The sequence below is a fragment of the Streptomyces sp. NPDC016845 genome (assembly GCF_044332585.1).
In the GTDB taxonomy this organism is placed as follows: Bacteria; Actinomycetota; Actinomycetes; order Streptomycetales; family Streptomycetaceae; genus Streptomyces.
Map to the genome: position 1 here is coordinate 255,170 of NZ_JBIRPI010000001.1, position 26,289 is coordinate 281,458.

Sequence of the window (26,289 nt, forward strand, 5' to 3'; positions counted from 1 at the left end):
GTTTTCCGTGGCCCTGGCGGGGGGAATGCCGTTCCCCGCGGCCCTGATGGGGCAAAGATGTGCGCATGGGATTTCACGTCGACTCCGAGGCCGGGCGGTTGCGCCGCGTCATATTGCACCGGCCCGATCTGGAGCTGAAGCGGCTCACGCCGAGCAACAAGGACCAGCTCCTCTTCGACGACGTGCTCTGGGTGCGGCGGGCGCGGCAGGAGCACGACGGGTTCGCCGATGTGCTGCGGGACCGGGGCGTCACCGTGCACCTCTTCGGCGATCTGCTGACCGAGACGCTGGAGTCCGACGCCGCCCGCCGCCTCGTCCTGGACCGGGTCTTCGACGAGAAGGAGTACGGGCCGCTCGCCACCGGCCCGCTCCGGGACGCCTTCGAGACGCTGAGCGCGCCCGAGCTGGCCGAGGCGCTCATCGGAGGGATGACCAAGCGGGAGTTCCTGGAGCGGCACGCCGAGCCGACCTCTGTCCGGTTCCATGTCATGGAGCCCGACGACTTCCTGCTCGGGCCGCTGCCCAACCACCTCTTCACCCGCGACACCTCCGCCTGGATCTACGACGGCGTGTCCATCAACGCCATGCGGTGGCCGGCCCGGCAGCGCGAGACCGTGCACTTCGAGGCGATCTACCGGCACCATCCGCTCTTCCGCGACGAGAGCTTCCACGTGTGGTCGGAGGGGCAGGCCGACTATCCGTCGACCATCGAGGGCGGTGACGTCCTCGTCATCGGGCAGGGCGCCGTGCTCATCGGGATGAGCGAGCGGACGACACCGCAGGCCGTCGAGATGCTCGCCCACAAGCTGTTCGCGGCGGGCTCCGCGCGCACCATCGTCGCCCTCGACCTGCCGAAGCGGCGCGCGCTGATGCACCTGGACACGGTGATGACCATGGTCGACGGCGATACGTTCACGCAGTACGCGGGGCTCGGCATGCTGCGCTCGTACACCATCGAGCCCGGCAGCTCCGCCCGCGAGCTGAAGGTCACCGACCATCCGCCGGAGCACATGCACCGCGCCGTCGCCGCCGCGCTCGGCCTCAGCTCGATCCGTGTCCTGAGCGCCAGCCAGGACGTGCACGCCGCCGAGCGCGAGCAGTGGGACGACGGCTGCAACGTGCTGGCCGTCGAGCCGGGCGTCGTCGTCGCCTACGAGCGGAACGCGACCACCAACACGTACCTGCGCAAGCAGGGCATCGAGGTCATCGAGATCCCCGGCAGCGAACTGGGCCGGGGCCGCGGCGGCCCGCGCTGCATGAGCTGCCCCGTCCAGCGCGACGCCGTCACCGTATAGAATTGCGGGGGCTCGTATATACTTCCAATCGTCCCCTGTCGAACCACCCGTCGTACCCCAGGAGCGCCCCCATGGCGACTGACCAGCGTCCCGACCTCACCGGCCGCCACTTCCTCAAGGAGGTGGACTTCACCGCCGAGGAGTTCCGCGGTCTGGTCGGGCTCGCCGCCGAGCTGAAGGCGGCGAAGAAGGCCGGCGCCGAGCAGCAGCATCTACGCGGGAAGAACATCGCGCTGATCTTCGAGAAGTCCTCGACGCGCACCCGCTGCGCCTTCGAGGTGGCCGCCGCCGACCAGGGCGCCGCCACGACGTACCTCGACCCCTCCGGCTCGCACATAGGCAAGAAGGAGTCGAGCAAGGACACGGCGCGGGTGCTCGGCCGGATGTTCGACGCCATCGAGTTCCGCGGTGACGCGCAGGGCACCGTGGAGGCGCTCGCCGCGCACTCCGGCGTCCCCGTCTACAACGGGCTGACCGACGACTGGCACCCGACCCAGATGCTCGCCGACGTGCTCACCATGACCGAGCACAGCGACAAGCCGCTCACCGGCATCGTCTTCGCCTACCTCGGCGACGCCCGCTTCAACATGGGCAACTCCTACCTCGTCACCGGTGCCCTGCTCGGCATGGACGTGCGGATCGTCGCGCCCGAGTCGTACTGGCCCGCCGAACCGGTCGTGGCCCGGGCGCGGGAGCTGGCCGCCCGCAGCGGCGCCCGTATCACCCTGACCGAGTCGGTCGAGGAGGGCGTCGCGGGCGCCGACTTCGTCGTCACCGACGTCTGGGTGTCGATGGGGGAGCCGGAGGAGGTGTGGGACGAGCGCATCACGTCGCTCACGCCGTACGCGGTGACCATGGACGTCCTGCGCGCGACGGGCAACGCGGACGTGAAGTTCATGCACTGCCTGCCCGCCTTCCACGACCTCGGCACCAAGGTCGGCCGCGAGATCCACGCCAAGTACGGTCTGGAGTCCCTGGAGGTCACCGACGAGGTCTTCGAGTCGGCGCACTCCGTCGTCTTCGACGAGGCCGAGAACCGGATGCACACGATCAAGGCCGTCATGGTCGCCACGCTCGGCAAGAAGTAACCCGAACCACCGCAGACCGCACACGAACCACCACACTGGTGGGGCGGAACACCCTCCCGACCCCACCGGCCCCGCGGCCCACCCCGCCGCACCCGCACGACAAGAAAAGAGCACCACCCCATGTCGCCGTCGCCGCCCCCCACCGGCCTGCGCATCAAGTCCCCCGAGTCCCTCCTCGCCGAGTCCGGCGCCGATCTGGAGGGACACGGCCTCAAGCGCACCATGGGGCTCTTCCAGCTCGTGTGCTTCGGGGTCGGCGCGATCGTCGGCACCGGGATCTTCGTCGGCCTGTCCGACACGGTCGCCGAGGCCGGGCCCGCCGTCCTCGTCTCGTTCGTGCTCGCCGCGATCACCTGCATCTTCACGGCGTTCTCCTTCGCGGAGCTGGGCAGCGCGATCCCGGTCTCCGGGTCCTCGTACTCGTTCGCCTACGCGAGTCTCGGCGAACGCGTCGCGTTCCTCACCGGCTGGTGTCTGCTCCTGGAGTACGGGGTCTCGGTCTCGGCCGTCGCCGTCGGCTGGAGCCAGTACCTGAACGAGCTGCTGCACAGCCTCATCGGCTGGCGCCTGCCGGACGCCCTGTCCGCCGGGCCCGGCGACGGCGGCGTGATCAATCTGCCCGCCGTGCTCGTCATCCTGATGGCCGCGACCCTCCTGGTGCGCGGCGTGCGCGAGAGCGCGCGGGCCACCGCCGCGATGGCGGTTCTCAAGATCGGCATCCTGGTCGCGTTCTGCGTGATCGGCTTCAGCGCGTTCAAGGCGGGCCATCTGACGCCGTTCATGTCGGCCGGGATCGGCGGCGTCACCTCGGGCGCCTCCCTCGCCTTCTTCTCGTACATCGGCTTCGACGCGATCACCACGGCCGGTGAGGAGGTCAAGAACCCGCGGCGGAACATTCCGATCGCCATTCTGATCTGCATCGGTGTCGTCACGCTGCTGTACTGCGCCGTCGCCGTGGCGGCCATCGGGGCGCTCGGCGCGGACGCCGTCGGCGACAAGCCCGCCGCGCTGTCGCTCGTCGTCAACCAGGTCACGGACTCCACCGTCGGCGGCGGCATCATCGCGTTCGGCGCGGTCGTCGCCATCGCGTCGGTCGTCCTCGCGGTGATGTACGGGCAGACGCGCATCCTGCTCTCGATGTCGCGGGACGGGCTGATTCCGCGGATCTTCGAGCGGGTCTCGCCGAAGACGGCGACGCCGGTCGCCAACACGTGGATCGTCGCGCTCGTCTTCGCCGTCCCGGCGGCCTTCTCGTCGCTGGACGCCGTGGTCGACCTGACCACCATCGGCACCCTCGCCACCATGGCCGTCGTCAACGTCGCCGTGGTCGCCCTGCGCCGCTCGCACCCTGCCCTGACGCGCTCGTTCCGGGTGCCGCTGTACCCGCTGAGCCCGGTCCTCGGCGTGGCGATGTGCCTGTATCTGATCTGGGGCACCGGCTGGACGACATGGGTCCAGTTCGCGGTGTTCCTCGTGGTCGGAGCGCTGGTCTACGCGTTCTACGGCCGCCGGCACTCGCGGCTCGGCGCCACCGGACCGGCTACCTCTCCGACGCCCGGCGCTGGCGCGGGATCGCGGGGAGCGTGAACCAGACCGCCTTGCCGGACGCGGTGGGGCGGTGCCCGCACGACGCGCTGAGCGTGCGGATCAGCAGCAGACCGCGGCCGTGCTCCTGCCACGGGTCGGGCATCTCGGCGTCGTCCGGGTTGGTGAGGTCCGCGGGCGGCGACGGGTCCGGGTCGTGCACCTCGACCTGGCAGCAGGTCTCGAGCAGCTCCACCACCAGCTCGATCGGGGTCTCCCCGGTCGTGTGCTCCACCGCGTTCGCCACCAGCTCCGCCGTGAGCAGCTCGGCGGTGTCCGTGTCGGCCGCCGGTGCGTCGATCTCGGCGAGCGCGGTACGGACCAGGGCGCGCGCGACCGGCACGGCGGCGGCCGTGTGCGGCAGCGCGAGGCGCCATGAGGTGGGGGTGGGAGGGCCGGTGGGGGAGCCGGATGAAGAGGGCAAGGCGAGTCCTGAGTGGGTGGCTCGGGGACGGGCGACGACCAGGACGTCCCACGTCTTTGGAGTGCCGTCCTGACTTCAACTTTATGAATGGTACGGCGTGCGTCGATAGAGGCTCCCGGTGGTGTTCCTCGGGACATCGGGCCTTATGCACTGACGTGCGGCTTATCTGGGCATTCGGCTCGCCAGCATGTTATCGCGCAGTAATGACGACAGTCACGAAGCGGTGATAGCTTCGAGAGGTATGAGTCCCTTCACCGGCTCCACCGCGCGCACCGAGACCTGGCACCACCTCTCCTACGCCGTGGACGCGGCCGGGGTCGCGACGGTCACGCTCGCCCGGCCCGAGAAGCTCAACGCCCTCACCTTCGGCGCCTACGCCGACCTGCGCGATCTCCTCGCCGAGCTGTCCCGCGAGAAGGCGGTGCGCGTCCTCGTCCTCGCCGGGCGGGGGCGCGGCTTCTGCTCCGGCGGCGACGTCGACGAGATCATCGGCGCCACCCTCGCCATGGACACCGCCCGGCTGCTCGACTTCAACCGGATGACGGGCCAGGTGGTGCGGGCGATCAGAGAGGCGCCGTTCCCCGTGGTCGCGGCCGTGCACGGGGTCGCGGCGGGCGCGGGCGCCGTCCTAGCCCTCGCTGCCGACTTCCGCGTCGCGGACCCCGGCGCGCGCTTCGCGTTCCTCTTCACCAAGGTCGGGCTCTCCGGCGGGGACATGGGCGCCGCCTATCTGCTGCCGCGCGTCGTCGGCCTCGGCCACGCCACCCGGCTCCTCATGCTCGGCGACACGGTCCGCGCCCCGGAGGCCGAACGCATCGGCCTCATCAGCCAGTTGACGGAGGACGGCGAGGCCGACGAGGCGGCGCTCGCCCTCGCCCGGCGCCTCGCCGAAGGCCCCGCGCTCGCGTACGCCCAGACCAAGGCGCTGCTCACCGCCGAACTCGACATGCCCCTCGCCTCGGCCGTCGAGATGGACGCGGCGACCCAGGCGCTGCTCATGCACGGCGAGGACTACGCCGAGTTCCACGCCGCCTTCTCCGAGAAGCGGCCCCCCAAGTGGCAGGGGAGGTGACCCGGGCATGACCCCGCGAGCGCAGCGCATCGCCGTCATCGGCGGCGGTCCCGGCGGCCTGTACGCGGCCGCGCTCCTCAAACGCCTCGACCCGGACCGCGAGATCACGGTCTGGGAGCGCAACGCCCCGCACGACACGTTCGGCTTCGGTGTGGTCCTCTCCGACGAGACCCTCGGCGGCATCGAACACGCCGACCCGGTGGTCTACGCGTCCCTGCGGGACGAATTCGTGCGCTGGGACGACATCGACGTCGTGCACCGGGGCGTGCGCCACACCTCCGGCGGCCACGGATTCGCGGCGCTCGGCCGCCGCCGCCTCCTCCAGATCCTGGAGGAGCGCTGCCGCGGCCTCGGCGTCACGCTGCGCTTCCGCGCCGGGGCGCCGCCCGTCGCCGAGCTGTGCGACGCGTACGACCTGGTCGTCGCTGCCGACGGAGTGCGCAGCCGGACCCGTGAGACGTACGCCGACGTGTTCGGCCCGCGCGTCGAGGAGCACCGCAACCGGTACATCTGGCTCGCCGCCGACTTCGCCTTCGACGCGTTCCGCTTCGAGATCGCGGAGACCGAGCACGGGGTGATGCAACTGCACGGCTACCCGTACAGCGGCGACGCGTCCACCGTCATCGTCGAGATGCGGGAGGAGGTGTGGCGGGCGGCCGGATACGCGGATCTCGACGTGCGCGAGTCGATCGAGCGAGCGGCGAAGGTGTTCACGGACGCGCTGGACGGCCGCACCCCGCGCTCCAACAACTCGTCGTGGCTGAAGTTCCGTACGGTCACCAATGAGCGCTGGTCGTGCGGCAACTGCGTCCTCGTCGGCGACGCGGCGCACACCGCGCACTTCTCCATCGGCTCCGGCACGAAGCTCGCCGTCGAGGACGCGCTGGCGCTCGCCGCGTCACTCCACGAACAGCCCACGATCGAGTCGGCGCTGACGGCGTACGAGGCCGAGCGCAGGCCCGTCGTCGCCTCCACGCAGCGGGCCGCGCGGGCCAGCCTCGAGTGGTTCGAGGACCTCGCGCGCCATCTCGGCCGGCCGCCGAAGCAGTTCGCGTTCAACCTGCTCACACGCAGCCGCCGGGTCACGCACGACAATCTGCGGCTGCGGGACGCGGCGTTCACAGCGTCGGTGGAGGAGGAGTTCGGCTGCCCGCCGGGCACGCCGCCGATGTTCACGCCGTTCGCACTGCGCGGGCTGCGGCTGCGCAACCGGGTCGTCGTCTCCCCGATGGACATGTACTCGGCGGTCGACGGCGTCCCCGGCGACTTCCACCTCGTCCACCTCGGGGCGCGGGCGCTCGGCGGGGCGGGCCTCGTCATGACGGAGATGGTCTGCGTCAGCCCCGAGGGCCGCATCACGCCGGGCTGCGCCGGTCTCTACACGCCCGGACAGGGCGCGGCGTGGCGCCGCATCACGGACTTCGTGCACCAGCGGGCGCCTGGCACGGCGATCGGCGTCCAGCTCGGGCACTCGGGGCGCAAAGGCTCCACCCGGCTGATGTGGGAGGGGATGGACGAGCCGTTGCCGGCGGCGGAGGAGAACTGGCCGGTGGGGGCGGCGTCGGCGATCCCGTACCGGGAGGGCAGCCAGGTGCCGCGAGCGCTGTCGCGCGATGAACTGGTGCTGGTACGAGGGCAGTTCGTGGCGTCTGCGCGCCGGGCGGCAGAGGCGGGCTTCGACCTGTTGGAACTGCACTGCGCGCACGGATATCTGCTGTCCGGGTTCCTGTCACCGCTGACGAATCGACGCACCGATGAGTACGGGGGCTCGCTGGAGGGGCGGCTGCGCTATCCGCTGGAGGTGTTCGACGCCGTCCGGGAAGTGTGGCCGGAGGACCGTCCGATGACGGTGCGGATCTCGGCGACGGACTGGGCGGACGGGGGTACGGGGCCGAAGGACGCGGTGGCCATGGCCCGGGCGTTCGCCGCGCACGGGGCCGATGCGATCGACGTGTCCACGGGGCAGGTCGTCGCCGAGGAGCGCCCCGAGTTCGGCCGGTCCTACCAGGTGCCCTACGCGGACCGCATCCGCGGCGAGACCGGGATACCGGTGATCTCCGTGGGGGCGATCTCGTCCTGGGACGACGTGAACTCGCTGGTTCTGGCGGGGCGGACGGATCTGTGCGCGTTGGCGCGGCCGCATCTGTACGACCCGCACTGGGCGTTGCACGCGGCGGCTGAGCAGGGGTATTCGGGGGTGGGGGCGGTGTGGCCCGAGCCCTACCGTGCGGGGAGTCGGCGGCCGCAGACGGGGCGGCTGGACGCGCCCAAGCCGCGGCTTTCCCTGCCGGGGTGAGCGTCTGCCATGCCCGGCCGCGGCGCCCGCTGCCCCACCGTCGTGGCTGGTCGCGCACTTCCCCGCGCCTCCACCGGGAGACGGCGCACGTAGCGCGCGTCTCAGGGGCGCGGGGACTGCGCGAGCAACCACGACGTGACCGTCGGCGGTCCATGGGGCTCAGCGGGGCAGCTGCGCCATCCCGGCCGTCAACGTCGTACCGTCCGACGGGTCGATCAGGAGGAACGAACCCGTCCAGCGGTTCTCCGCGTAAGGGTCCACGGCGACGGGATCGGCCGTGCGCAGGACCACCCGGCCCAGATCGTTGGCCCGGAGGGCGTCCGCGTCGGCCAGGGACCTCACGACCGCCCGCACCGTGCGCGTCGTATGCCGGAGCAGGACCCGCTGGCCGACGCGCAGAGGCTGGTCCGCCAGGTGACAGGTGGCGGCGTGGATGTCCCGGGTGACCGTGGGGGCGGGCCCGTTCGTGGGGGACAGCAGGTCGCCCCGGGCCACGTCCAGGTCGTCCGTCAGGCGGAGCGACAGGGACGTACCGGCTCGCGCCTCCTCCACCGGCGTGCCCAGCACGTCCAGCGCCGCGATCGTCGACGTGCGGCCCGACGGATGCACCGCCACCGCGTCGCCGACACGCAGCGTGCCCGAGACCAGTCGGCCCGCGTAGTGGCGGGAGCCGGCGTGGCGGATCACGTACTGGACGGGGAAGCGGGCGGGGGCGGTGGGGGCGTTCGCGGTCACCGGCACCGTCTCCAGGTGGGCCAGGATCGTGGGGCCCGCGTACCAGGGCATGTGCGCCGACGGCTCCACGACGTTGTCGCCCGCCAGCGCCGAGATCGGGACCGTCGTCACCCGGGGGATGTCCAGTTCCCGCGCCAGCGCGGCGAATTCCGCCTCGATCGCCGCGAACGGGGCCTCCTCGTAGGCGACCAGATCCATCTTGTTGACGGCCAGGACCACGTGCGGGACCCGCAGGAGCGCGGCGATCGCGGCGTGGCGGCGGGTCTGGGCGACCACGCCCGCGCGGGCGTCGACCAGGATGATCGTCAATTCGGCGGTGGAGGCGCCGGTCACCATGTTCCGCGTGTACTGCACGTGTCCCGGGGTGTCGGCCAGGACGAAGCGGCGGCGCGGGGTGGCGAAGTAGCGGTAGGCCACGTCGATGGTGATGCCCTGTTCGCGTTCGGCGCGCAGGCCGTCGGTGAGCAGGGCCAGGTCGGGCGTGCCCGTGCGGGAGATCGACTCCAGCTGGTCGGCGAGGACCGACTTGGAGTCGTGCAGAAGACGGCCGACGAGGGTGGACTTGCCGTCGTCGACGGAGCCGGCGGTGGCCAGCCGCAGGGTGCCGACCTCCGTCAGCGGCCCGACGACGGAAGCAGAAGCAAGAGCAGGAGCAGGAGCAGGAGCAGAAGCAGGAGCAGAAGCAGCAGTGGACATTCTTAGAAGTACCCTTCGCGCTTGCGGTCTTCCATCGCCGCCTCCGACATCCTGTCGTCGGCGCGCGTGGCACCCCGCTCGGTGATCCGGGACGCGGCGATCTCCGCGATGACCTGATCGAGCGTCTCCGCGTCGGAGTCGACGGCGCCGGTGCAGGACATGTCGCCGACGGTGCGGTAGCGGACCTGGCGTTTCTCGGGTGTCTCGTCGGCTCTCGGGCCGCCCCACTCGCCCGCCGTCAGCCACATGCCGCCCCGGCTGAACACCTCGCGGTGGTGGGCGAAGTAGATCGAGGGGAGGCCGATGTGTTCGCGGGCGATGTACTGCCACACGTCCAGCTCGGTCCAGTTGGAGAGAGGGAAGACACGTACGTGTTCGCCGGGCGCGTGGCGGCCGTTGTAGAGCTGCCACAGTTCGGGGCGCTGACGGCGCGGGTCCCACTGCGAGAACTCGTCGCGCAGGGAGAAGACGCGCTCTTTGGCGCGGGCCTTCTCCTCGTCGCGCCGTCCGCCGCCGAAGACGGCGTCGAAGCGCTCCGTCCGGATCGCCTCCGTCAAGGGGAGGGTCTGGAGCGGGTTGCGGGTGCCGTCGGGGCGTTCCTTCAGTGCACCCCGGTCGATGTGGTCCTGTACCGACGCCACGTGCAGGGTCAGCCCGTACGTGTCCACGATCCGGTCGCGGTGGGCCAGTACCTCGGGGAAGTTGTGGCCGGTGTCCACGTGCAGGAGCGGGAAGGGGACCGGCGCCGGGGCGAACGCCTTCAGCGCCAGGTGCAGCATGACGATCGAGTCCTTGCCGCCGGAGAAGAGAATCACCGGCCGCTCGAACTCGCCCGCGACCTCCCGGAAGATGTGCACCGCCTCGGACTCCAGCGCGTCGAGATGGCTCATCGGTGGGGTGCTCATATCAGGCCCCTCGCCGTCAGCACCGCGTGCACCGCTTGCGCCGACTCCCCCGGTGTCTGGTGCTGCGTCTCCAGGTGCAGATCCGGCGAGACCGGCGCCTCGTACGGGTCGTCGACCCCGGTCAGGCCCTTGAGCGCGCCCGCGGCCTGACGGGCGTACAGACCCTTCACGTCACGCTCGCTGCACACCTCGAGGGGGGTGGCGACATGTATCTCGAGGTACGGGGTGTCACTCGCGTCGTGCCGTTTGCGCACCGCCTCGCGGCTGTCGGCGTAGGGGGCGATGACGGGGACGACGGCGAGGACGCCGTTGCGGGCGAGGACCTCGGCGACGAGGCCGATGCGCTGCACGTTCGTGTTGCGGTCCTCGCGGCTGAAGCCGAGGCCCGCCGACAGGAAGCGGCGGATCTCGTCGCCGTCGAGCACCTCGACGCGGTGGCCTTCCGTGCGCAGCCGTCCGGCGAGGGCCCGCGCCACGGTCGTCTTGCCCGAACTGGGCAGCCCCGTCAGCCAGACGGTGGCTCCTCGGGCCGTGGTGGCCGTTGTCATACGTGTTTTCCTTCCGCGGCGTTCTTGTGGGCGCCGGTGTCGGTCAGTTCGGTGAAGAGGGCCTCCCAGCGCGGATGCACCGCGTCGGGGCCGTAGGCGGCCGCCGTCAGGAGCGCCGCCGTGCCCATCTCGGCCCGCAGGCCGCGGTCGCCCATGAGGCGGCCGAGCGCGTCGGCGAGGGCGTCGGGGTCCTGCTCCGGTACGAGGAGTCCGTCCACGCCGTGCGTCAGGACGTCCGCCGGGCCGGTCGGGCAGTCGAAGGAGACCACGGGCAGGGCGTGGCTCATCGCCTCGATCATCACCATCGGCAGCCCCTCGAACCGCGAACTCAGCACATACAGCGAGGCTTTGGCGAGCTCGTCGTCGAGGCGGTCCGTGTGGCCCATCAGGAACACGTGGTTGTAGAGGTGGTGCTCCTCGATGAGGGCGCGCAGTTGCGCCTTCTTCTCGCCGCTGCCGTAGATCCGCAGCTGCCAGTCGGGGTGGTCCCCGACCAGCTTGGCCCACGCCGGGATCAGCAGGTCGAAGCCCTTCTGCGGGAAGAGGCGCCCGGCCGCGACCGCGATCTTCGTGCCGTGGTGCGAGAGCGTCTGGTCCAGCGAGTGCACGGCGTTCGGGATGCGTACGACGCGGGTGCCGGGCAGGAGACGCGCGTACTCGGCGCGGTCCCGTTCCGTGAGCACGGCGACCGCAGCGAAGTGTCCGTACGTGTCGACGATGCGTTGCTGTACGTCGGGGCGGTGTGTGCCGTGGTTCATATGTTCCTGGGCGACGCGCACGACGCCGTTCGTGGCGTGTGCGGCGGACAGGAAGTTCAGGGCGGGGCGGGTGGTGACGAGGACTCCGTCGGTGAGCGAGCGGAGGTAGGCGCCGAGGGCCAGTTCCAGGCGGCGGTCGAAGTAGCGGTGGCCGAACTCGCCCTTGGGTATCTCGCGCGGCGGCCGTCCGGCGTGCTTGTCCCGCAGCCGCGCCCGCCACCATCCGGCGACCCCGCGCCCCGGGGCCTGCTCCTCGCGCAGATCGACGAGCGTCGTCACCGGCACCCGCTCGTCCAGCGGGAACTGTACGGCGTCGCGCCGCCGCACCGCGCTGACGATCTCGACGTCCCAGCCCGCCGCGACCAGCGAGTTCGCCTGGTTGAAGACGGTGCGGATGGTGCCGCCACGGCCGTAGGCGTGCAGGAGCAGATAGCGGACCTTCGTCGTCCTCATGCGCGGCCCCCCGGTGTCAGGGACAGCGAGAGAGACAGGTTGTCCTCGACCGTGAAGTACGGGCGTACGCCGAAGCCCGCGCCCGGCACCGGCTGCCGCGGGTACACGAAGACGGCCTTCTTGCCGCGGATGTCGTCGAGCCTGCGGCCGACGCGCAGGCGCAGGCCGCCGTCGGTGAGGTGCAGGTCCCACTGGTCGCTGCGGTCGAACCCGTCGTACGCGGCCAGGTCGGACACCGGCCAGGCGCACGCGAAGCGGTCGCCGTCCAGTTCGGCGTCGTAGCGCAGGACGTGGTCGGTGCGCGAGCGGCGCGTGAGCTGCAGCCGCCAGCCGTCACCGACGCCGCCGGGCAGGCCGTGGAGGCGGCCGACGACCTTGATGCGGCCGTCGCGCGGCCACACCTGCTCGACCTCGGCATGGGGTTTCACCTGAGGTACCCCCAGGTCCTGCAGATGGGGCGCAGGATGTCCGGGATCTCGTCGTCGGACGGGAGCGCGCGGCCCTGCTGCACGGTGCCGGTGCGGATCTTGTCGCGCCAGTCGCCGAGCCCCTTCTGCATCACCGTCCCGCCGCGCTCCCCGCCGCGCTTGCCGTACTCCAGCATCGACGGCTCGAAGTCCACGCCGAGGAAGTCGCACAGCCCGCGCAGCTTCTCCTCGGGGTCCGCGGTCAGTTCCTCGTAGCGCAGGGTGTGTCCGCCGGTCAGGCCCTTGCGGGCGTGGTCGACGGCCTTCATGTAGCGCAGGGCGTCGGCGCACGCCTCGTCGTACGTGCGCTTCTCCGGGTCGCCCTCGTGCCAGGAGCGGGCGATGGAGACGGGGTGGCGCAGCAGGAAGACGAAACGGGCGTCGGGCCAGCAGTCGCGGATGCGCTGGTAGACGAAGGCGTTGCTGGGGGTCTTCTCGACGAGGACGTCTTTGCCGGACCTGTCGAGTTCGCGGTGCAGGACGCGGTCCCACAGGAGGTGTTCGAGGTCGCCGCGGCGCAGGTCGAGGGCGTCCATGGCGCGCTCGGACAGCTTGCTGCCGTAGCCGACCTCCAGGCGGCGGATGTGCAGTTCGTGCGGGGCGTGCAGGCGCGGGTGCGCGTCGAGCAGCATCCGCAGCAGCGTCGAGCCCGAACGCACCGGCGACATGATGAAGACCGGCCGTCGCAGCAGCCGGTCGGTCGCGGGGTCGTCGGTACATCGGTACTCGGGCGCGGGCCGCTTCGGAGGTCTCGTGGCACCGGGGGCCGGGGATGACGTGCGCGGTGCGCCGCCCGCCCGGCGGACCTCGAGACCCGTGGTCGCGGACAGCGCCCGGTTCAGATTGCGCTTCAGGCTCATGCGTCCCGACGCTAAACGCGCATTCTGAGAGGAGGGACGGAGGAACCTGAGGGTTCCCTTAGCGCCCGATCATGTGACCGGAACCACTCGTGGGCGTCGTCCGGGGTCATCCGGCGACGAACCGGGCCCCCGCCTCCCGCAACCGCTCGTGCAGCGCCCGGAACACCTCCGCCGACCGTACGCCGGGCCACCCCTCGGGCAGCAGCCGCGCCGGAAGACCCGGGTCGGCGTAGGGCAGGTGCCGCCAGGAGTCGAGGGCGAACAGGTAGTCGCGGTACGCCTCCCGGGGCGGGGTGTCGGTGCGCGCCTCCCAGGCCCGCAGCACCGGCGCGTGCTCGTCGAGGAACGCCTCGTGCAGCTTGGCCAGGGCCGCGAGGTCCCACCAGCGGGCCACCGCGTCGGCGGTCGCCGCGAACCCCAGGTGCTCCCCGCGGAACAGGTCGACGTACGCGGCGCAGCCGGCCCGCTCCAGCGTGTGCCGCGTCTCCTCGTACAGCTGCGCGGGGGCGAGCCACACGCCGGGCGCGGCCGTGCCGAAGCCGAGCCCGGTGAGCGTGGAGCGCAGCACGTGCCGCTTGGCGCGCTGCGACTCGGGCACGGAGAACACGGCGAGCACCCAGCCGCTCGCCGCATCGCTCGCCGCATCGCCGGCCGCGCCGCCGGGGGCCCCGTACACCCGCCGGTCACCGTCGGCGAGGAGCTGGCGCGCGTCGTCCGACAACGCGTACCCGGCCGCCCCCGACGCGCTGCGCGCCGCGAGCAGCAGCCCGCGCCGCTTCAGCCGGGACACGGCGGAGCGCACCGAGGGCGCGTCCACGCCGGCGGCGCCGAGCAGCCGGATCAGCTCGGCGACCGGTACCGGGCCGGGGAGCCCGCGCCCGTAGGCGCCGTACAGCGTGACGATGAGGGAGCGAGGGGTGTGCGCCTGCGCCTGGCCGGGGGTGCTGTGGGTCTGCTGCTCGGACACGCGATCACTGTACGGTTCCGGGGTCGCCCGGCCCACGTGCGGTTCCGGCCGCGCGCAGCCTGAAGCGTTGCAGCTTGCCCGTCGCCGTCCGCGGCAGCCCGTCCAGGAACACGAACTCCCGCGGGCACTTGTACGGCACCAGCTCGGCCCGTACGAACTCGCGCAGGGCGTCCGCGTCCTGCCGTGCCCCGGCCCGCGTCACCACGTACGCGACCGCGATCTGCCCGCGCGTCTCGTCGGCCCGGCCCACGACCGCCGCCTCCGCCACGTCCGGGTGGCGCAGCAGCGCGTCCTCCACCTCCGGTCCCGCGATGTTGTACCCGGCGCTGATGATCATGTCGTCGGCGCGGGCGACGTACCGGAAGTAGCCGTCGGGCTCGCGGACGTACGTGTCCCCGGTGATGTTCCAGCCGTGCCGTACGTAGGTGGTCTGCCGCTCGTCGGCGAGGTAGCGGCACCCGACGGGCCCGCGCACGGCGAGCAACCCGGGCTCCCCGTCGGGGAGTTCGACCCCATCGGGGTCGATCACGCGCGCCTGCCACCCCGGCACCGGACGCCCCGTCGTCCCCGGCCGGATCTCCTCGTCGGCGGCGGAGATGAAGATGTGGAGCAGCTCGGTGGCGCCGATGCCGTTGATGATGCGGACGCCGGTCGCCTCGCGCCAGGCGTGCCAGGTGGCGGCGGGCAGGTTCTCCCCGGCGGAGACGCAGCGCCGCAGACCGCTCACGTCGTACGTGGACCAGGACGGGTCCGCGAGCATCGCCCGGTACGCCGTCGGCGCCGTGAACAGCACCGATACCCGGTGCGCGGCGACAGCGGGCAGCAACTGCCGCGGGCCCGCCTGTTCGAGCAGCAAGGCGGAGGCGCCGGCGCGCAGCGGGAAGACGACGAGTCCGCCGAGCCCGAACGTGAAGCCGAGCGGCGGGCTGCCCGCGAACACGTCGTCCGGCGTCGGCCGCACCACGTGTCGCGCGAAGGTGTCGGCTATGGCGAGCACGTCCCGGTGGAAGTGCATGCATCCTTTGGGCCGCCCGGTCGTCCCCGAGGTGAACGCGATCAGGGCGACGTCGTCGGCGGCGGTCGCCACGGCCTCGTACGAGGAGGGCTTCGCGGGTGTCCGGTGCGAGAGGTCGTCGGGCCCGTCGCCGCCGAACGTCGTGATCCGCAGGCCCGGTACCTCCGCCTTGACCAGGTCGTCGACCGTCCGGACGTCGCACAGCGCGTGCCGCACCCGCGCGATCCCGCACATCGTCGCCAGCTCGGCGGAGCGGGCTTGCGCCAGCACGGTCACGGCGACGCCGCCCGCCTTCATCACGGCGAGCCAGCACGCGGCGAGGCCGGGGGTGGTGGGCCCGCGCAGCAGCACCCGGTTGCCCGGCACGACCCCGAGGTCGTCGGTCAGCACGTGCGCCACCCGGTCGACGCGCGCCTTCAACTCCCCGTACGAGCACGAAGGCCGGTCGGGGGAGTGGAAGGCGGGCCGGTCCGGGCCGAACCGGCGCACGGTCGCATCGAGCAGTTCGGCGCCGCAGTTCAGCCGCTCCGGGTAGCGCAGCTCGGGCAGGTCGAAGGTGAGGCCGGGCCAGAGCGCGGCGGGCGGCAGATGGTCGCGCGCGAACGTGTCGGTGTGGGCGGACGGATGCGGGGAGAGGGGTGGCTGGGTCATGCGGGGCGCCCCCTTGCCATGGCGTGGTCGCGCGGCGGGCCGTGTCGGCGCTTCGAGCGTATCGTGATGGTGACGACAGTCAACGGCACGCGATACGGTGCGGGGAGCCAAGGACCTGGCGTCTTTCCGTCCTGTCCTGGCGGCTGTCTGTCCCGTCCTGTCCTGGGAGGAGCTCCGGCGTATGGGCACGTTCTCGCTCGCACCCGACCAACTCGCCTGGTGCGCCGAACTGCGCGAACTGGCGGGGCGACGGCTCGCCCCGATCGCCGAGAAGGGCGAACCGGGCCGCGTCAACCGCCCCCTCGTCGCCGAACTCGGTCAACTCGGCCTGCTCGACCGCCTGTTCACGTCCGGCGCGCTCGACCTGTGCCTGATGCGCGAGTCGCTCGCCCAGGTCTGCACCGAGGCGGAGACGGCCCTCGCTCTGCAGGGTCTCGGGGCGCACCCCGTGCACGCGTACGGCACGAAGGAGCAGCGCGAGCGCTGGCTGCCCGAGGTGAGCGCGGGGCGCGCGGTCGCCGCGTTCGCGCTGAGCGAGCCGGGCGCGGGCTCCGACGCGGCGGCCCTCGCGCTCCGCGCCGAGCCGAACGGCGAAAAAGACGGCGGCTGGCGGCTGACCGGCGAGAAGTGCTGGATCTCCAACGCCCCCGAGGCCGACCTCTACACCGTCTTCGCCCGCACCGGCGCCCCGTCGGCGGGCGCCCGCGGCGTGACGGCCTTCCTCGTCCCCGCCGACCGTCCGGGCCTGACCGGCGACCACCTCGACATGCTCTCCCAGCACCCCATCGGCCTGCTCACCTTCGCCGGAGTGCCGGTCGGCCCGGACGACGTGCTCGGCGAGATCGGCGGCGGCTTCCGGACCGCGATGGACACCCTGAACCTGTTCCGGCCCAGCGTCGGCGCGTTCGCCGTCGGCATGGCGCAGGCGGCGCTCGACGCGACCCTCGCCCACACGGCACAACGCCGCGCTTTCGGCGGCCCGTTGAAGGACCTCCAGACCGTCGCGCACCAGGTCGCCGACATGGCGCTGCGCGTCGAGTCGGCCCGGCTCATGGTCTACGCGGCGGCGTCGGCGTACGACGAGGGGGCGGACGGGGTGCCCCGGCGGGCGGCGATGGCCAAGCTCCTCGCGACGGAGACGGCGCAGCAGGTCGTCGACGCGGCGGTGCAGCTGCACGGGGCGCGGGCGCTGCACCGCGGCCACCTCCTGGAGCACCTGTACCGCGAGGTGCGGGCGCCGCGCATCTACGAGGGCGCGACGGAGATCCAACGGGCGGTCATCGCACGGGACTTGTACCGCGGGGACTCGTACCGCGGCAGCACGGAGGAGAGGAAGCCGTGACCCTCGAACGTCTCAACCCGCCCGAACTCTCCCCGCCCACCGGTTTCTCGCACGCCGTCGTCGCCACCGGGACCCGCCTGGTCATGCTGGCCGGGCAGACCGCGCTGGACGCGGACGGCAAGGTCACCGGTACGACGCTCCCGGAACAGTTCGAGCGGGCCCTGTCCAACCTGCTCACCGCCCTGCGCCGGGCGGGCGGCACCCCTGCCGACCTCGCCCGCGTCACGGTCTACACGACGGACGTCCCGGGCTACCGCGCCCACGCCCGCGAACTGGGCGGTGTGTGGCGCGAGGTGGCGGGCCGCGACTACCCGGCGATGGCGGTCATCGGCGTCTCCCGCCTCTGGGACGAACAGGCGCTGGTCGAGATCGACGGCACGGCCGTCCTGCCCTGATCGCCGTCAGGTGGCCGGCGGCACCCGGAACCGCCGCCGGTACTCCGTCGGCGTCGTGTTCAGCCGCCGCCGGAACGCCCGTACGAGGGTGGCCACCGTCCCGAACCCGCACAGCGCCGCCACCCGCTCCAGGGTGGCGTCGGAGGACTCCAGTTCGTGGCGTGCCTTCTCCACCCGTACGGACTCGATGTACGCGTGCGGCGTCGTCCCGAGTTCGGTCTTGAAGAGCCGGGTCAGGTGCCGGTCGCTGACATGGGCGTACGCGGCGAGTTCGACGACGGTGAGCGGTTCGCCGATGCGGCGCAGGATGTGGTGGCGCAGGTCCTCGACGCGCCGCGTCGTGGACACCTGCTCGAGGGGGACGCTGAACTGGCTCTGCCCGCTGGGCCGCTTCAGGTACATCACGAGCTGCCGCGCGACCCGCAGGGCGACCGCCTCGCCGAGGTCGTCGGCGATGAGCGCGAGGGAGAGGTCGAGGCAGGCGCTGATCCCCGCGCCGGTCCACACGTTGCCCTCGCGGATGAAGATGGGGTCGGCGTCGACCTCGACGGCCGGGTGGTCGGCGGCGAGCCGCTGCGCGGTGGACCAGTGGGTGGTGGCGCGCTTGCCGTCGAGCAGCCCGGCGGCGGCGAGCAGATGCGCGCCGACGCACACGGACGTGATCCGGTGCGTCCGCGCGGCCAGCACCCGTACCCACTCGACGAGTCCGGGGTCGACGACCGGATGGACGCGCCGCTCCTCGTCGAACTCCACCGCGCCCGGCACGACGAGCGTGTCGATGGTGCCCGCGGCGGCCTGCGCGAAGGTGAGGTCCGGCAGGACGCGCACGCCCGCGCCGGTGGTGACCGGGTCCAGGGACTCGGCGGCGAGCAGCACTTGATACCCCGCGGCCTCCTCGGTCTCGCGCAGGGCGAGCGAGAACACCTCCGGCGGCCCGGTGACGTCGAGCAGGTCGACGCCCTCGAAGAGCACGATCACGATGAGCCGTCTGACGCGGTCCGGCACGGATACCCCCCCATAGCTATGTCGGTATCTGCATGTTAGACGTCATTGCCGACGTCACAGCCGGGTCATAGCGTTACGGACGTGGCCGGGCGGAACCCACCCGGACCGCGCCTCCCACCCGTGACCCCGAAGGCGGTACACCCATGTCCCGAACGACGCTGCGCGAGCTCAACGGCTTCGACGAGACCCCGGCGACGCTGGCCGGCTCGACGCTGATCCTCATCGACTTCCAGAACACCTACACGCAGGGCGTGATGGAGCTGGACGGCTGGGAGGAGTCCCTGGGCGCGGCGGCTCGACTCCTCACCCGGGCCCGGGAGGCGGGCACCAAGGTCGTGCATGTCATCAACGACGGCGGTGAGGGCACCCCGTACGACATCCGCGCGGAGATCGGCCGGATCCACTCGAAGCTCACGCCCGTCGACGGCGAGGAGGTCGTCGTCAAGCAGGTCCCGAACGCCTTCGTCGGCACGGACCTCGCCACGCACCTCACCGAGGGCCAGGACGTGATCATCGCGGGCTGGATGACGCACATGTGCGTGGCGTTCACCGCGCAGGGCGCCTTCCTGAACGGCAACCGCCCGACCGTCGTCGCCGAGGCCACCGCCACCCGCTCGCTGCCGGTCGCGGGCGCCGACGTCCCCGCCGAGCAGGTGCACCGCGCGGCCCTCGCCACCATCGCCGACCTGTACGGCGTCGTCGTCCCGACCCAGAAGGAGATCGTCTGATGAAGCTGCTCCGCACCGCCACCGCCCTGGGCGCCGCCGCCGTCCTCGCCACGACCATGACCGCGTGCGGGGGCGACTCGCAGGCGGCCACCCGTACGGACAAGCAGGGCAAGCAGGACCGCGATCAGAACTACGCGAAGAACACCACCACTCTCCGCCAGTTGATGAAGCTGGACGAGACCCCGGCGAAGCTGTCGAACGCGACGCTGGTCCTCGTCGACTACCAGAACGTTTACACCGACGGCGCGATGGAGCTGACCGGCTGGCGCCAGGCCGTCGACAACACCAAGACGCTCCTCGACCGTGCCCGCAAGGCGCACACGCCGGTCGTCCACATCGTCGAGAAGGGCTACGACCTCACGTCGAAGGCCGGCCAGATCATCCCGGCGCTCAAGCCCGCCAAGGGCGAGACCGTCGTGGAGAAGGCCGTACCCAACGGCTTCCACGACACGAACCTCGACGCCGTGCTGGAGAAGACGGGCCGCAAGAACGTCATCATCTCCGGCTTCATGACGCACATGTGCACCCTGTTCACCACCGAGGGCGCCGTCTACAACGGATACGCCCCGACGGTCGTCGGTGACGCCTCCGCCACCCGCCCGCTGCCGGTGAACGGCAACCCGAGGGGCATCCCAGCGAAGCAGGTGCACGAGTCGGCGCTCGCCACGATCCAGGACCGGTTCGGCGTCGTCGTCCCGAAGCAGCGCGATATCAAGTGACGTAAGAAGCCTTCCAGTTAATCCCCCCAGTTACTTCCCCCCATCCCCCCAACCAGAGGTTCCCCCCATGCACAAGCACCAGAAACCGAACCCCAAATCCGCAGGGAGAAAACGAAGATGGCTACGCGCAGAGGCTTCATAGGCGGCGCCACCGGCATCAGCACCGCCGCCCTCATCGGCTACGCGGCGACGCCGAGCGCCGCGGACGCCGGTGACGGCGCGGCGGCCGCCGCGGTCACCCAGACCCAGGCCCGCGAGTCGCTGTTCGCGGTCAACGCGGGCATGCGCGCCAACTACGCCACGCTCAAGGCCGAGCTGATCAAACACCTGTCACCGGTCGTCGTGGTCCAGAACGACGCCAAGGGCGGCCGGTTCACCCTCGTGACCAAGGACGGGCAGGAGTCCGCCAACCCCGTCCCGCAGACGTTCGAGCTGGCGAAGTCCATCGCGCACGTCCCGCTCGGCATCTTCTCGGTGATCGCCTCCTACCTGGCGGACAAGATCCCGAACCTGCCCAACGCGAACCGGATCGACCCGCACGACCTGGTCATGGTCGCGTTCAACGACGAGGCATCCACCGCGTGGACCGAGCCGCTCAAGGCGTACGCCGCCAAGCTCACCACCGCCCGCGCCAATCTGCCCGCGGCGAACCTGCCCGCCGCGCTGACCGCGTCCTGCGCGACGATCCTCGACGGCGGCCTGCAGTTCATCAACGCGTCGATCGCCGCGAAGCACTTCGACATGAAGTCGTTCGAGGACTTCTCCGGCAGTGTCTACCCGGCGATCCGCACCAACATGGAGCACGCCTCGCAGGCCCAGATCAAGGGCGTCCAGGACATCATGAAGACCTGGCGCGCCAAGGTCGGCGAGGCGGCGTGGGCCGATCTCTACTGCGTGGTGCTCTCGCAGTGGACGACGAGCGTCCTCAACCAGAACACCATCATCCTCAAGGACTGCATGAACGCGGCGAAGGTGTCCACGCACCTCATCGACCTGCCCGGCCTGGAGCCGCCGGCCGACCCGGTCTTCACCGCGCTCGACAACCTCGCCCGCATCGTGCAGGACAACATCGCCGCCGAGATGGTGTTCCCGAAGGACACGACCGTCGCCGACGCCCTCAAGGGCCAGCAGGACCTGCTCTCCGACGAGATCCTCAAGCAACTCGGCAGCAACACGGTGACGACCCTGTCGGCCCCGTCCTACAACACGGTCGCCACCGCCACCGCCGCCGGGGTGTGCCCGGTCCCGCACTCGTGACCTGTCGCGGCGCGGGATGGCCCGAGTCCAAGACCGGAGGCGGTCCCGCGCCGCGCGGTCACGCGGGTGCGCGGGGACGGCTTGGCAGGGAGAGCACGTGAGCCTTGCACATAGGCCGGTGCCGTGCATGGTTCCCGACGTGTCAGAGAGATCGCCCGGCTACGATCGCCCCATGACGACCTCGGACACCACTCAGCCACCGAAGATCACGGAGGAGCATTTCCTCGACGCGGGTACCGGAGTCGAAGCGGAGACCGAGGTGGAGGACGCACCACCAGAGATCGCCCGACCGTGGAATCCGGAGCAGATCCGGGTCAACACCAAGCAATTCTCGCTGCGTAACGCCCTGGACATGATCGAGGACGGGTCGCTGGAGCTTGCCCCCGATTTTCAGCGTGGACGTGTGTGGAAGCCGGTGCAGAAGTCCCGACTCATCGAGTCGGTGCTTTTGCAGATCCCGCTTCCTGCCTTCTATTTCGCCGAGGATACTGACGGGCTCATGCGTGTGGTCGACGGCCTGCAACGGCTGTCCACCATTCATGACTTCGTGCGCGGGGGAGATACATACGGGTTCCCGTTGAAGGGTCTGGAGTACCTCCAAGGTGCGGTGGAAGGGAAGAGGTTCGAAGATCTTCCCGCTCCGTGGAAGCGGCGCATCTACAACACCCAGATCGTCACCAACGTCATCGACCCGACGACTCCGACGGATGTCATGTATGACATCTTCAAGCGCATCAACACGGGGGGAACGCCCCTGAACGCGCAGGAGATCCGCCACTGCATGAGCAAAGAGAGCAGTCGGAACATTCTCCGGGACATGACCTCCACGGAGGAGTTCAATGCGGCCACCAACAACATGGGAGGCCACATTCGGATGAATGACCGAGAGATGGCTCTGCGTTTCGCCGCTTTCTGGCTGATGGGCACGGAAGGTTACGCGAAATACGCCGCGATGGACCCCTTCCTTCAGCGCACCACCACGCTGCTGGACAGTGTTGATGAGCCGGACAGCAGAATCCAGGAACTCATGTCCGCCTTCCGTACGGCCATGACCAACGCGCGCCTGGTCTTCGGTGACCAGGCGTTCCGTAAATGGCCGCTGGAGTCGACCGGCCGCAATCCGATCAACCGGGCTCTCTTCGAAGCCTGGTCGATCACTCTCGCCAAGTACGAGACCGCGGACCTGAAACGGCGCCGCGAGGCGATCGTGGATGCCGCGCGTTTCCTGATGACGAATGACTACCAGTACTTGGAAGCCATCACCTCCTCCACGGGTGACGTCCGCCGGGTGATGCTCCGGTTCGATGTCACGGGCCGGGCCGCGGAGGCCGGTAAGTGATCACGTCTCTGCGCGTCAGGCACTTCAAACGCTTCGCCGACGCGTCTTTCGCCCTGCGCCCCCTCACCGTGCTCACCGGACTCAACGGCACGGGCAAGAGCACCACCATTCAGAGCCTGCTACTGGCCCGCCAGCTCGCTGATGCGCCGACCGGCGGAGTGGTACAGCTCAACGGACCGTACGGACTTGCCCTGGGCGAGGCACACGAGGTGCTGCACCCGGACGCTCCCGACTCCACCATCGAGATTCAGATCGCCGGTGACGGCACTCAGGTGCCGACCGTGCACCGCTTCACGGTCCCCGACGAGCAGGCGCTCTATTTGCGGGTGGCGGACAGCAGCGGGCTGCCACCGGCGGAACTGTGCGGCCGGGGAAGTGCGTTCACCTATTTGTGCGCTGAGCGTCTCGGTCCCCGCGACCAACTGGGTGTCTCCGCCGAGCATCCCGATTCCATCGGCGTCGGTGTGCAGGGAGAGTACACAGCACAGCTACTCGCCCTGCACGAGACCCGGGCGGTGCGTGAACCCCTGCTCCATCCGACGACGCGGCGCACCCACAACGTCACGACCCTGCGCACACAGGTCGAGACCTGGGCCTCCGACATCATTCGGCCCATTAAGATTTCCGCGCAGTGGCCCCCCGGCATCACGGCGAGCACCATCCGTTTCCAAGAACCGGGCCTGCTGAGCGAGTCGATCCGTCCGGCCAACATGGGCTTCGGATTCTCCTACGCTCTGCCGGTGATCGTCGCCGGCCTTCTCACCAGGCCCGGTGACCTGCTTATCGTCGAGAATCCGGAGGCGCACCTTCATCCCGGCGGTCAGTCGAAGCTGGGCCGTTTCCTGGCCCGGGTCGCCGGAGCCGGAGCGCAGGTGATCGTGGAGACACACAGTGATCATGTGCTCAACGGGGCCCGGCTGGCAGTGGCGGACGAGCGGAGTCTGCGACCCGAGGAGGCGGTCGTGCATTACTTCGGCGAGGAGGAAGCCGGTTCCGCGCCCATCGAGTTCACAACGAAGGGCGAACTGACCGAGTGGCCGCAAGGCTTCTTCGACCAGATCGAGCAGGACCTGGGGAGGCTGGCACGTGCCAGGCGCAGGGGGCGGTGAGCCGTACCGCATTGTCGTGGACGAGTCGTCTTTCGACTTCCGGGAACTGACGGAGGAGCGGTTGACGGACCTGCTGGACGACTTCAGCGACGCGTTGGAGAAGTTATCCGAACAGCAGGCCGTCGCCGTCTCACCGCTGTGGATGGAGGTGGAGTGCGCGGACGACCGCGAACTCTATGACGTCCTGTACGAGGGGCAGGCGCCGCGTGCCGGACGGGACGCGCGGTTGCGGATGATTCGTCTCATGGACCGCTGCCCCACCTGGGACACGGACGTTCCCGGCTTGCCCGACCGTGTGGAAGTGGCGGCCGTCGGTCGTGACCTCGCCTGGTCCCTCTGCTACGCCTGGTGGCGGGCGCGGCAGCGGCACCACGTCGCATGCCTGATCTTTCCAGCCGGGGACCGCCGTGGCTGGCTCCCGGTCTCCGCGATCGACGAGGCGACTTCCAGGCCGGCGACCGAAGAAGTCTTCCATCTCGCTGAGGCCCCCGAACTGGTCGAATTCTGGCGTTGCCTCTTCGAGCGTGAGGACGTTACGGAGCAGGACTTCTTCGACCGCGCCCGCCAGAGCTTTCCGCACCTGGTGCTCGCCGATTCCCTCTCCTTCCGTAAGTTCGACGGCAGCTACCCCGAGATGCGCGACTGGGTGGTACGGGTTCTGGGCGTGGTGCACGACCACTTCGCCGATGCCTTGGCCCTGCACTCGGGACAACCGCACCAAGTACAGGCGGAGCTGGGGCGCTTCGGCCTGGATCTGTCCCCGGAGAGCCCCAACACCCGGTCCAAACCTTCGATCATGAAGCAGCGGGACATCGAACACGAGGGCGAGACCTACCGCTGCGAATGGCACGGCAAGAGGGAACGGCACCGCAATCGTGTCCACTTCAGCCTGCCCGACCCTCGCCTCGGTGGTCGCATACTCATCGGCATCTTCGTGAACCACCTGGACACCTGAGCACGGGCGCTGGAACACGCGGTCCACCCGATGCCCTCGGTGCTCGATCGGTTCCCCTGGGGGATCTCAGATGTCCCGGAACGTCTCGATCTGCGCGCCGACCGAGTTGAGCCGCTCCGCCAGGTCCTCGTAGCCGCGGTTGATGACGTACACGTTGCGCAGGACCGACGTGCCCTCGGCCGCCATCATCGCGAGGAGGACGACCACGGCGGGGCGCAGCGCGGGCGGGCACATCATCTCGGCGGCGCGCCAGCGGGTCGGGCCCTCGACGAGCACGCGGTGCGGGTCGAGGAGCTGGAGGCGCCCGCCGAGGCGGTTGAGGTCGGTGAGGTAGATCGCGCGGTTGTCGTAGACCCAGTCGTGGATGAGGGTCTTGCCCTGGGCGGCCGCCGCGATCGCCGCGAAGAACGGCACGTTGTCGATGTTGAGGCCGGGGAACGGCATCGGGTGGATCTTGTCGATCGGCGCCTCCAGTTTGGAGGGCCGGACGGTGAGGTCCACCAGGCGCGTGCGCCCGTTGTCGGCGGTGTACTCGGCCGTACGGTCGTGGTCGAGGCCCATCTCCTCCAGGACCGCCAGCTCGATCTCCAGGAACTCGATCGGGACGCGGCGCACCGTCAGTTCGGACTCGGTGACGACGGCGGCGGCGAGCAGGCTCATCGCCTCGACCGGGTCCTCGGACGGCGAGTAGTCCACGTCCACGTCGATCTTGGCGAGGCCGTGCACGGTGAGGGTCGTCGTGCCGATGCCGTCGACGCGGACGCCGAGCGCCTCCAGGAAGAAGCAGAGGTCCTGGACCATGTAGTTGGAGGAGGCGTTGCGGATGACGGTCGTGCCCTCGTGGCGGGCGGCGGCGAGCAGCGCGTTCTCCGTCACCGTGTCGCCGCGCTCGGTCAGCACGATCGGGCGGTCGGGGGCGACCTCCGGCTGTACCTCGGCGTGGTAGAGCCCCTCGGTCGCGGTGATGTCCAGGCCGAAGCGGCGCAGGGCGATCATGTGCGGCTCGATGGTGCGGGTGCCGAGGTCGCAGCCGCCCGCGTAGGGCAGCGTGAAGCGGTCCATGCGGTGGAGGAGCGGGCCCAGGAACATGATGATCGACCGGGTGCGGCGCGCCGCCTGCGCGTCGATCGCCTCCATGTCGAGGCGCGCGGGCGGCGCGATCTCCAGGTCCTTGCCGTCGTTGATCCAGCGGGTGCGCACCCCGATGGAGCTCAGCACCTCCAGGAGGCGGTAGACCTCCTCGATGCGGGCGACGCGGCGCAGCACGGTCCGGCCGTCGTTGAGCAGGGACGCGCAGAGCAGCGCCACGCACGCGTTCTTGCTCGTCTTCACGTCGATCGCGCCCGAGAGCCGGCGGCCGCCGACCACGCGCAGATGCATCGGCCCGGCGTAGCCCAAGGAGACGATCTCGCTGTCGAGAGCTTCGCCGATTCGGGCGATCATCTCAAGGCTGATGTTTTGATTGCCGCGCTCGATGCGGTTCACAGCGCTCTGGCTGGTGCCGAGCGCCTCGGCGAGCTGACTCTGTGTCCAGCCACGATGCTGACGAGCGTCACGGATGAGCTTGCCGATACGTACGAGGTAATCGTCTGCCATGGCGGCAGGCTATCTCACATATGAGATGCC

24 protein-coding genes are annotated in these 26,289 nt (G+C 70.5%); 13 read left to right on the forward strand and 11 right to left on the reverse strand.

The window, feature by feature from the left end; genetic code table 11:
- The first annotated feature begins 65 nt into the window (after nucleotides 1-65).
- The 3 genes from ACH4RC_RS01090 to ACH4RC_RS01100 all read left to right on the forward strand — a co-directional run bounded on the left by ACH4RC_RS01090 (nucleotide 66) and on the right by ACH4RC_RS01100 (nucleotide 3,970).
- Nucleotides 66-1,295, forward strand: a complete 1,230-nt coding sequence (locus ACH4RC_RS01090) for an arginine deiminase (protein ID WP_398193466.1) — start codon at nucleotides 66-68, stop codon at nucleotides 1,293-1,295.
- Nucleotides 1,296-1,366: 71 nt separating this feature from the next.
- Entirely contained in the window at nucleotides 1,367-2,383 is a 1,017-nt protein-coding gene (argF, locus tag ACH4RC_RS01095; protein WP_398193468.1) for an ornithine carbamoyltransferase, read from the forward strand.
- 120 nt (nucleotides 2,384-2,503) lie between these two features.
- On the forward strand, nucleotides 2,504-3,970 hold the full coding sequence (locus ACH4RC_RS01100) for an amino acid permease (RefSeq protein WP_398193471.1): 1,467 nt from the start codon (nucleotides 2,504-2,506) through the stop codon (nucleotides 3,968-3,970).
- On the opposite strand, the gene ACH4RC_RS01105 is transcribed toward ACH4RC_RS01100, so the two are convergent.
- The gene (locus ACH4RC_RS01105; protein ID WP_398193473.1) at nucleotides 3,924-4,391 is read right to left on the reverse strand and encodes an ATP-binding protein; all 468 of its coding nucleotides are present in this window, start codon (nucleotides 4,389-4,391) and stop codon (nucleotides 3,924-3,926) included. The two genes, ACH4RC_RS01100 and ACH4RC_RS01105, sit on opposite strands and share 47 nt — an antisense overlap.
- A 241-nt stretch (nucleotides 4,392-4,632) precedes the next feature.
- On the opposite strand from ACH4RC_RS01105, the gene ACH4RC_RS01110 reads away from it, so the two are divergent.
- Nucleotides 4,633-5,463: an enoyl-CoA hydratase family protein gene (locus ACH4RC_RS01110; protein ID WP_398193476.1), complete on the forward strand. Its 831-nt coding sequence runs from the start codon at nucleotides 4,633-4,635 to the stop codon at nucleotides 5,461-5,463.
- A 7-nt stretch (nucleotides 5,464-5,470) separates the two neighbouring features.
- Nucleotides 5,471-7,759 (forward strand): bifunctional salicylyl-CoA 5-hydroxylase/oxidoreductase, encoded by a 2,289-nt coding sequence (locus ACH4RC_RS01115; RefSeq protein WP_398193479.1) that lies wholly within the window; start codon nucleotides 5,471-5,473, stop codon nucleotides 7,757-7,759.
- A 159-nt stretch (nucleotides 7,760-7,918) separates the two neighbouring features.
- Here ACH4RC_RS01115 and ACH4RC_RS01120 read toward each other — a convergent pair whose 3' ends face one another.
- From ACH4RC_RS01120 to ACH4RC_RS01155, 8 genes are all read right to left on the reverse strand, one after another.
- Nucleotides 7,919-9,190: a sulfate adenylyltransferase subunit 1 gene (locus tag ACH4RC_RS01120; protein WP_398193482.1), complete on the reverse strand. Its 1,272-nt coding sequence runs from the start codon at nucleotides 9,188-9,190 to the stop codon at nucleotides 7,919-7,921.
- 2 nt (nucleotides 9,191-9,192) lie between these two features.
- Entirely contained in the window at nucleotides 9,193-10,095 is a 903-nt protein-coding gene (gene cysD / locus ACH4RC_RS01125; RefSeq protein ID WP_398193485.1) for a sulfate adenylyltransferase subunit CysD, read from the reverse strand.
- The gene (cysC, locus tag ACH4RC_RS01130) at nucleotides 10,092-10,643 is read right to left on the reverse strand and encodes an adenylyl-sulfate kinase (RefSeq protein ID WP_398193488.1); all 552 of its coding nucleotides are present in this window, start codon (nucleotides 10,641-10,643) and stop codon (nucleotides 10,092-10,094) included. Before cysC ends, cysD begins: the two co-directional genes overlap by 4 nt.
- Entirely contained in the window at nucleotides 10,640-11,854 is a 1,215-nt protein-coding gene (locus ACH4RC_RS01135) for a glycosyltransferase family 4 protein (RefSeq protein WP_398193489.1), read from the reverse strand. Before ACH4RC_RS01135 ends, cysC begins: the two co-directional genes overlap by 4 nt.
- Nucleotides 11,851-12,282, reverse strand: a complete 432-nt coding sequence (locus tag ACH4RC_RS01140) for a hypothetical protein (RefSeq protein ID WP_398193491.1) — start codon at nucleotides 12,280-12,282, stop codon at nucleotides 11,851-11,853. The genes ACH4RC_RS01135 and ACH4RC_RS01140 overlap by 4 nt, the downstream gene beginning before the upstream one ends.
- Nucleotides 12,279-13,181 (reverse strand): sulfotransferase family protein, encoded by a 903-nt coding sequence (locus ACH4RC_RS01145; protein WP_398193494.1) that lies wholly within the window; start codon nucleotides 13,179-13,181, stop codon nucleotides 12,279-12,281. The genes ACH4RC_RS01140 and ACH4RC_RS01145 overlap by 4 nt, the downstream gene beginning before the upstream one ends.
- A gap of 106 nt (nucleotides 13,182-13,287) precedes the next feature.
- Nucleotides 13,288-14,148, reverse strand: coding sequence for a PaaX family transcriptional regulator C-terminal domain-containing protein (locus ACH4RC_RS01150; protein ID WP_398193497.1), 861 nt, complete (start codon nucleotides 14,146-14,148; stop codon nucleotides 13,288-13,290).
- Nucleotides 14,149-14,152: 4 nt separating this feature from the next.
- A complete protein-coding gene (locus tag ACH4RC_RS01155; protein ID WP_398193499.1) occupies nucleotides 14,153-15,814 on the reverse strand; it encodes an AMP-binding protein in 1,662 nt (553 codons plus the stop codon).
- 181 nt (nucleotides 15,815-15,995) lie between these two features.
- Here ACH4RC_RS01155 and ACH4RC_RS01160 point away from each other — a divergent pair, with 181 nt between their 5' ends.
- Nucleotides 15,996-17,156: an acyl-CoA dehydrogenase family protein gene (locus ACH4RC_RS01160; protein ID WP_398193501.1), complete on the forward strand. Its 1,161-nt coding sequence runs from the start codon at nucleotides 15,996-15,998 to the stop codon at nucleotides 17,154-17,156.
- Complete coding sequence (locus ACH4RC_RS01165; protein WP_398193504.1) at nucleotides 17,153-17,551, forward strand: RidA family protein; 399 nt, start codon at nucleotides 17,153-17,155, stop codon at nucleotides 17,549-17,551. Before ACH4RC_RS01160 ends, ACH4RC_RS01165 begins: the two co-directional genes overlap by 4 nt.
- Before the next feature lie 6 nt (nucleotides 17,552-17,557).
- Here ACH4RC_RS01165 and ACH4RC_RS01170 read toward each other — a convergent pair whose 3' ends face one another.
- Entirely contained in the window at nucleotides 17,558-18,556 is a 999-nt protein-coding gene (locus ACH4RC_RS01170) for a GlxA family transcriptional regulator (RefSeq protein WP_398193507.1), read from the reverse strand.
- 143 nt (nucleotides 18,557-18,699) lie between these two features.
- On the opposite strand from ACH4RC_RS01170, the gene ACH4RC_RS01175 reads away from it, so the two are divergent.
- From ACH4RC_RS01175 to ACH4RC_RS01200, 6 genes are all read left to right on the forward strand, one after another.
- Complete coding sequence (locus ACH4RC_RS01175) at nucleotides 18,700-19,284, forward strand: cysteine hydrolase family protein (RefSeq protein ID WP_398193509.1); 585 nt, start codon at nucleotides 18,700-18,702, stop codon at nucleotides 19,282-19,284.
- Nucleotides 19,284-20,003, forward strand: a complete 720-nt coding sequence (locus ACH4RC_RS01180; RefSeq protein ID WP_398193511.1) for an isochorismatase family protein — start codon at nucleotides 19,284-19,286, stop codon at nucleotides 20,001-20,003. Before ACH4RC_RS01175 ends, ACH4RC_RS01180 begins: the two co-directional genes overlap by 1 nt.
- 117 nt (nucleotides 20,004-20,120) lie before the next feature.
- Nucleotides 20,121-21,260, forward strand: coding sequence for a hypothetical protein (locus ACH4RC_RS01185; protein WP_398193514.1), 1,140 nt, complete (start codon nucleotides 20,121-20,123; stop codon nucleotides 21,258-21,260).
- A gap of 172 nt (nucleotides 21,261-21,432) precedes the next feature.
- Nucleotides 21,433-22,599, forward strand: coding sequence for a DUF262 domain-containing protein (locus tag ACH4RC_RS01190; protein ID WP_398193516.1), 1,167 nt, complete (start codon nucleotides 21,433-21,435; stop codon nucleotides 22,597-22,599).
- Nucleotides 22,596-23,708, forward strand: a complete 1,113-nt coding sequence (locus ACH4RC_RS01195) for a DUF3696 domain-containing protein (RefSeq protein WP_398193519.1) — start codon at nucleotides 22,596-22,598, stop codon at nucleotides 23,706-23,708. The genes ACH4RC_RS01190 and ACH4RC_RS01195 overlap by 4 nt, the downstream gene beginning before the upstream one ends.
- Nucleotides 23,709-23,769: 61 nt before the next feature.
- A complete protein-coding gene (locus tag ACH4RC_RS01200; RefSeq protein WP_398193521.1) occupies nucleotides 23,770-24,663 on the forward strand; it encodes a hypothetical protein in 894 nt (297 codons plus the stop codon).
- A gap of 66 nt (nucleotides 24,664-24,729) precedes the next feature.
- Here ACH4RC_RS01200 and ACH4RC_RS01205 read toward each other — a convergent pair whose 3' ends face one another.
- Nucleotides 24,730-26,259 (reverse strand): helix-turn-helix domain-containing protein, encoded by a 1,530-nt coding sequence (locus ACH4RC_RS01205; RefSeq protein WP_398193524.1) that lies wholly within the window; start codon nucleotides 26,257-26,259, stop codon nucleotides 24,730-24,732.
- Nucleotides 26,260-26,289 lie beyond the last annotated feature (30 nt).

Bases quoted from the DNA above. Each gene is read 5' to 3' on its own strand.
- ACH4RC_RS01090 (WP_398193466.1), top strand. From the start codon at position 66: ATGGGATTTCACGTCGACTCCGAGGCCGGGCGGTTGCGCCGCGTCATA.
- argF (WP_398193468.1), top strand. From the start codon at position 1,367: ATGGCGACTGACCAGCGTCCCGACCTCACCGGCCGCCACTTCCTCAAG.
- ACH4RC_RS01100 (WP_398193471.1), top strand. From the start codon at position 2,504: ATGTCGCCGTCGCCGCCCCCCACCGGCCTGCGCATCAAGTCCCCCGAG.
- ACH4RC_RS01110 (WP_398193476.1), top strand. From the start codon at position 4,633: ATGAGTCCCTTCACCGGCTCCACCGCGCGCACCGAGACCTGGCACCAC.
- ACH4RC_RS01115 (WP_398193479.1), top strand. From the start codon at position 5,471: ATGACCCCGCGAGCGCAGCGCATCGCCGTCATCGGCGGCGGTCCCGGC.
- ACH4RC_RS01120 (WP_398193482.1), bottom strand. From the start codon at position 9,190: ATGTCCACTGCTGCTTCTGCTCCTGCTTCTGCTCCTGCTCCTGCTCCT.
- cysD (WP_398193485.1), bottom strand. From the start codon at position 10,095: ATGAGCACCCCACCGATGAGCCATCTCGACGCGCTGGAGTCCGAGGCG.
- cysC (WP_398193488.1), bottom strand. From the start codon at position 10,643: ATGACAACGGCCACCACGGCCCGAGGAGCCACCGTCTGGCTGACGGGG.
- ACH4RC_RS01135 (WP_398193489.1), bottom strand. From the start codon at position 11,854: ATGAGGACGACGAAGGTCCGCTATCTGCTCCTGCACGCCTACGGCCGT.
- ACH4RC_RS01145 (WP_398193494.1), bottom strand. From the start codon at position 13,181: ATGAGCCTGAAGCGCAATCTGAACCGGGCGCTGTCCGCGACCACGGGT.
- ACH4RC_RS01155 (WP_398193499.1), bottom strand. From the start codon at position 15,814: ATGACCCAGCCACCCCTCTCCCCGCATCCGTCCGCCCACACCGACACG.
- ACH4RC_RS01160 (WP_398193501.1), top strand. From the start codon at position 15,996: ATGGGCACGTTCTCGCTCGCACCCGACCAACTCGCCTGGTGCGCCGAA.
- ACH4RC_RS01175 (WP_398193509.1), top strand. From the start codon at position 18,700: ATGTCCCGAACGACGCTGCGCGAGCTCAACGGCTTCGACGAGACCCCG.
- ACH4RC_RS01180 (WP_398193511.1), top strand. From the start codon at position 19,284: ATGAAGCTGCTCCGCACCGCCACCGCCCTGGGCGCCGCCGCCGTCCTC.
- ACH4RC_RS01185 (WP_398193514.1), top strand. From the start codon at position 20,121: ATGGCTACGCGCAGAGGCTTCATAGGCGGCGCCACCGGCATCAGCACC.
- ACH4RC_RS01190 (WP_398193516.1), top strand. From the start codon at position 21,433: ATGACGACCTCGGACACCACTCAGCCACCGAAGATCACGGAGGAGCAT.
- ACH4RC_RS01205 (WP_398193524.1), bottom strand. From the start codon at position 26,259: ATGGCAGACGATTACCTCGTACGTATCGGCAAGCTCATCCGTGACGCT.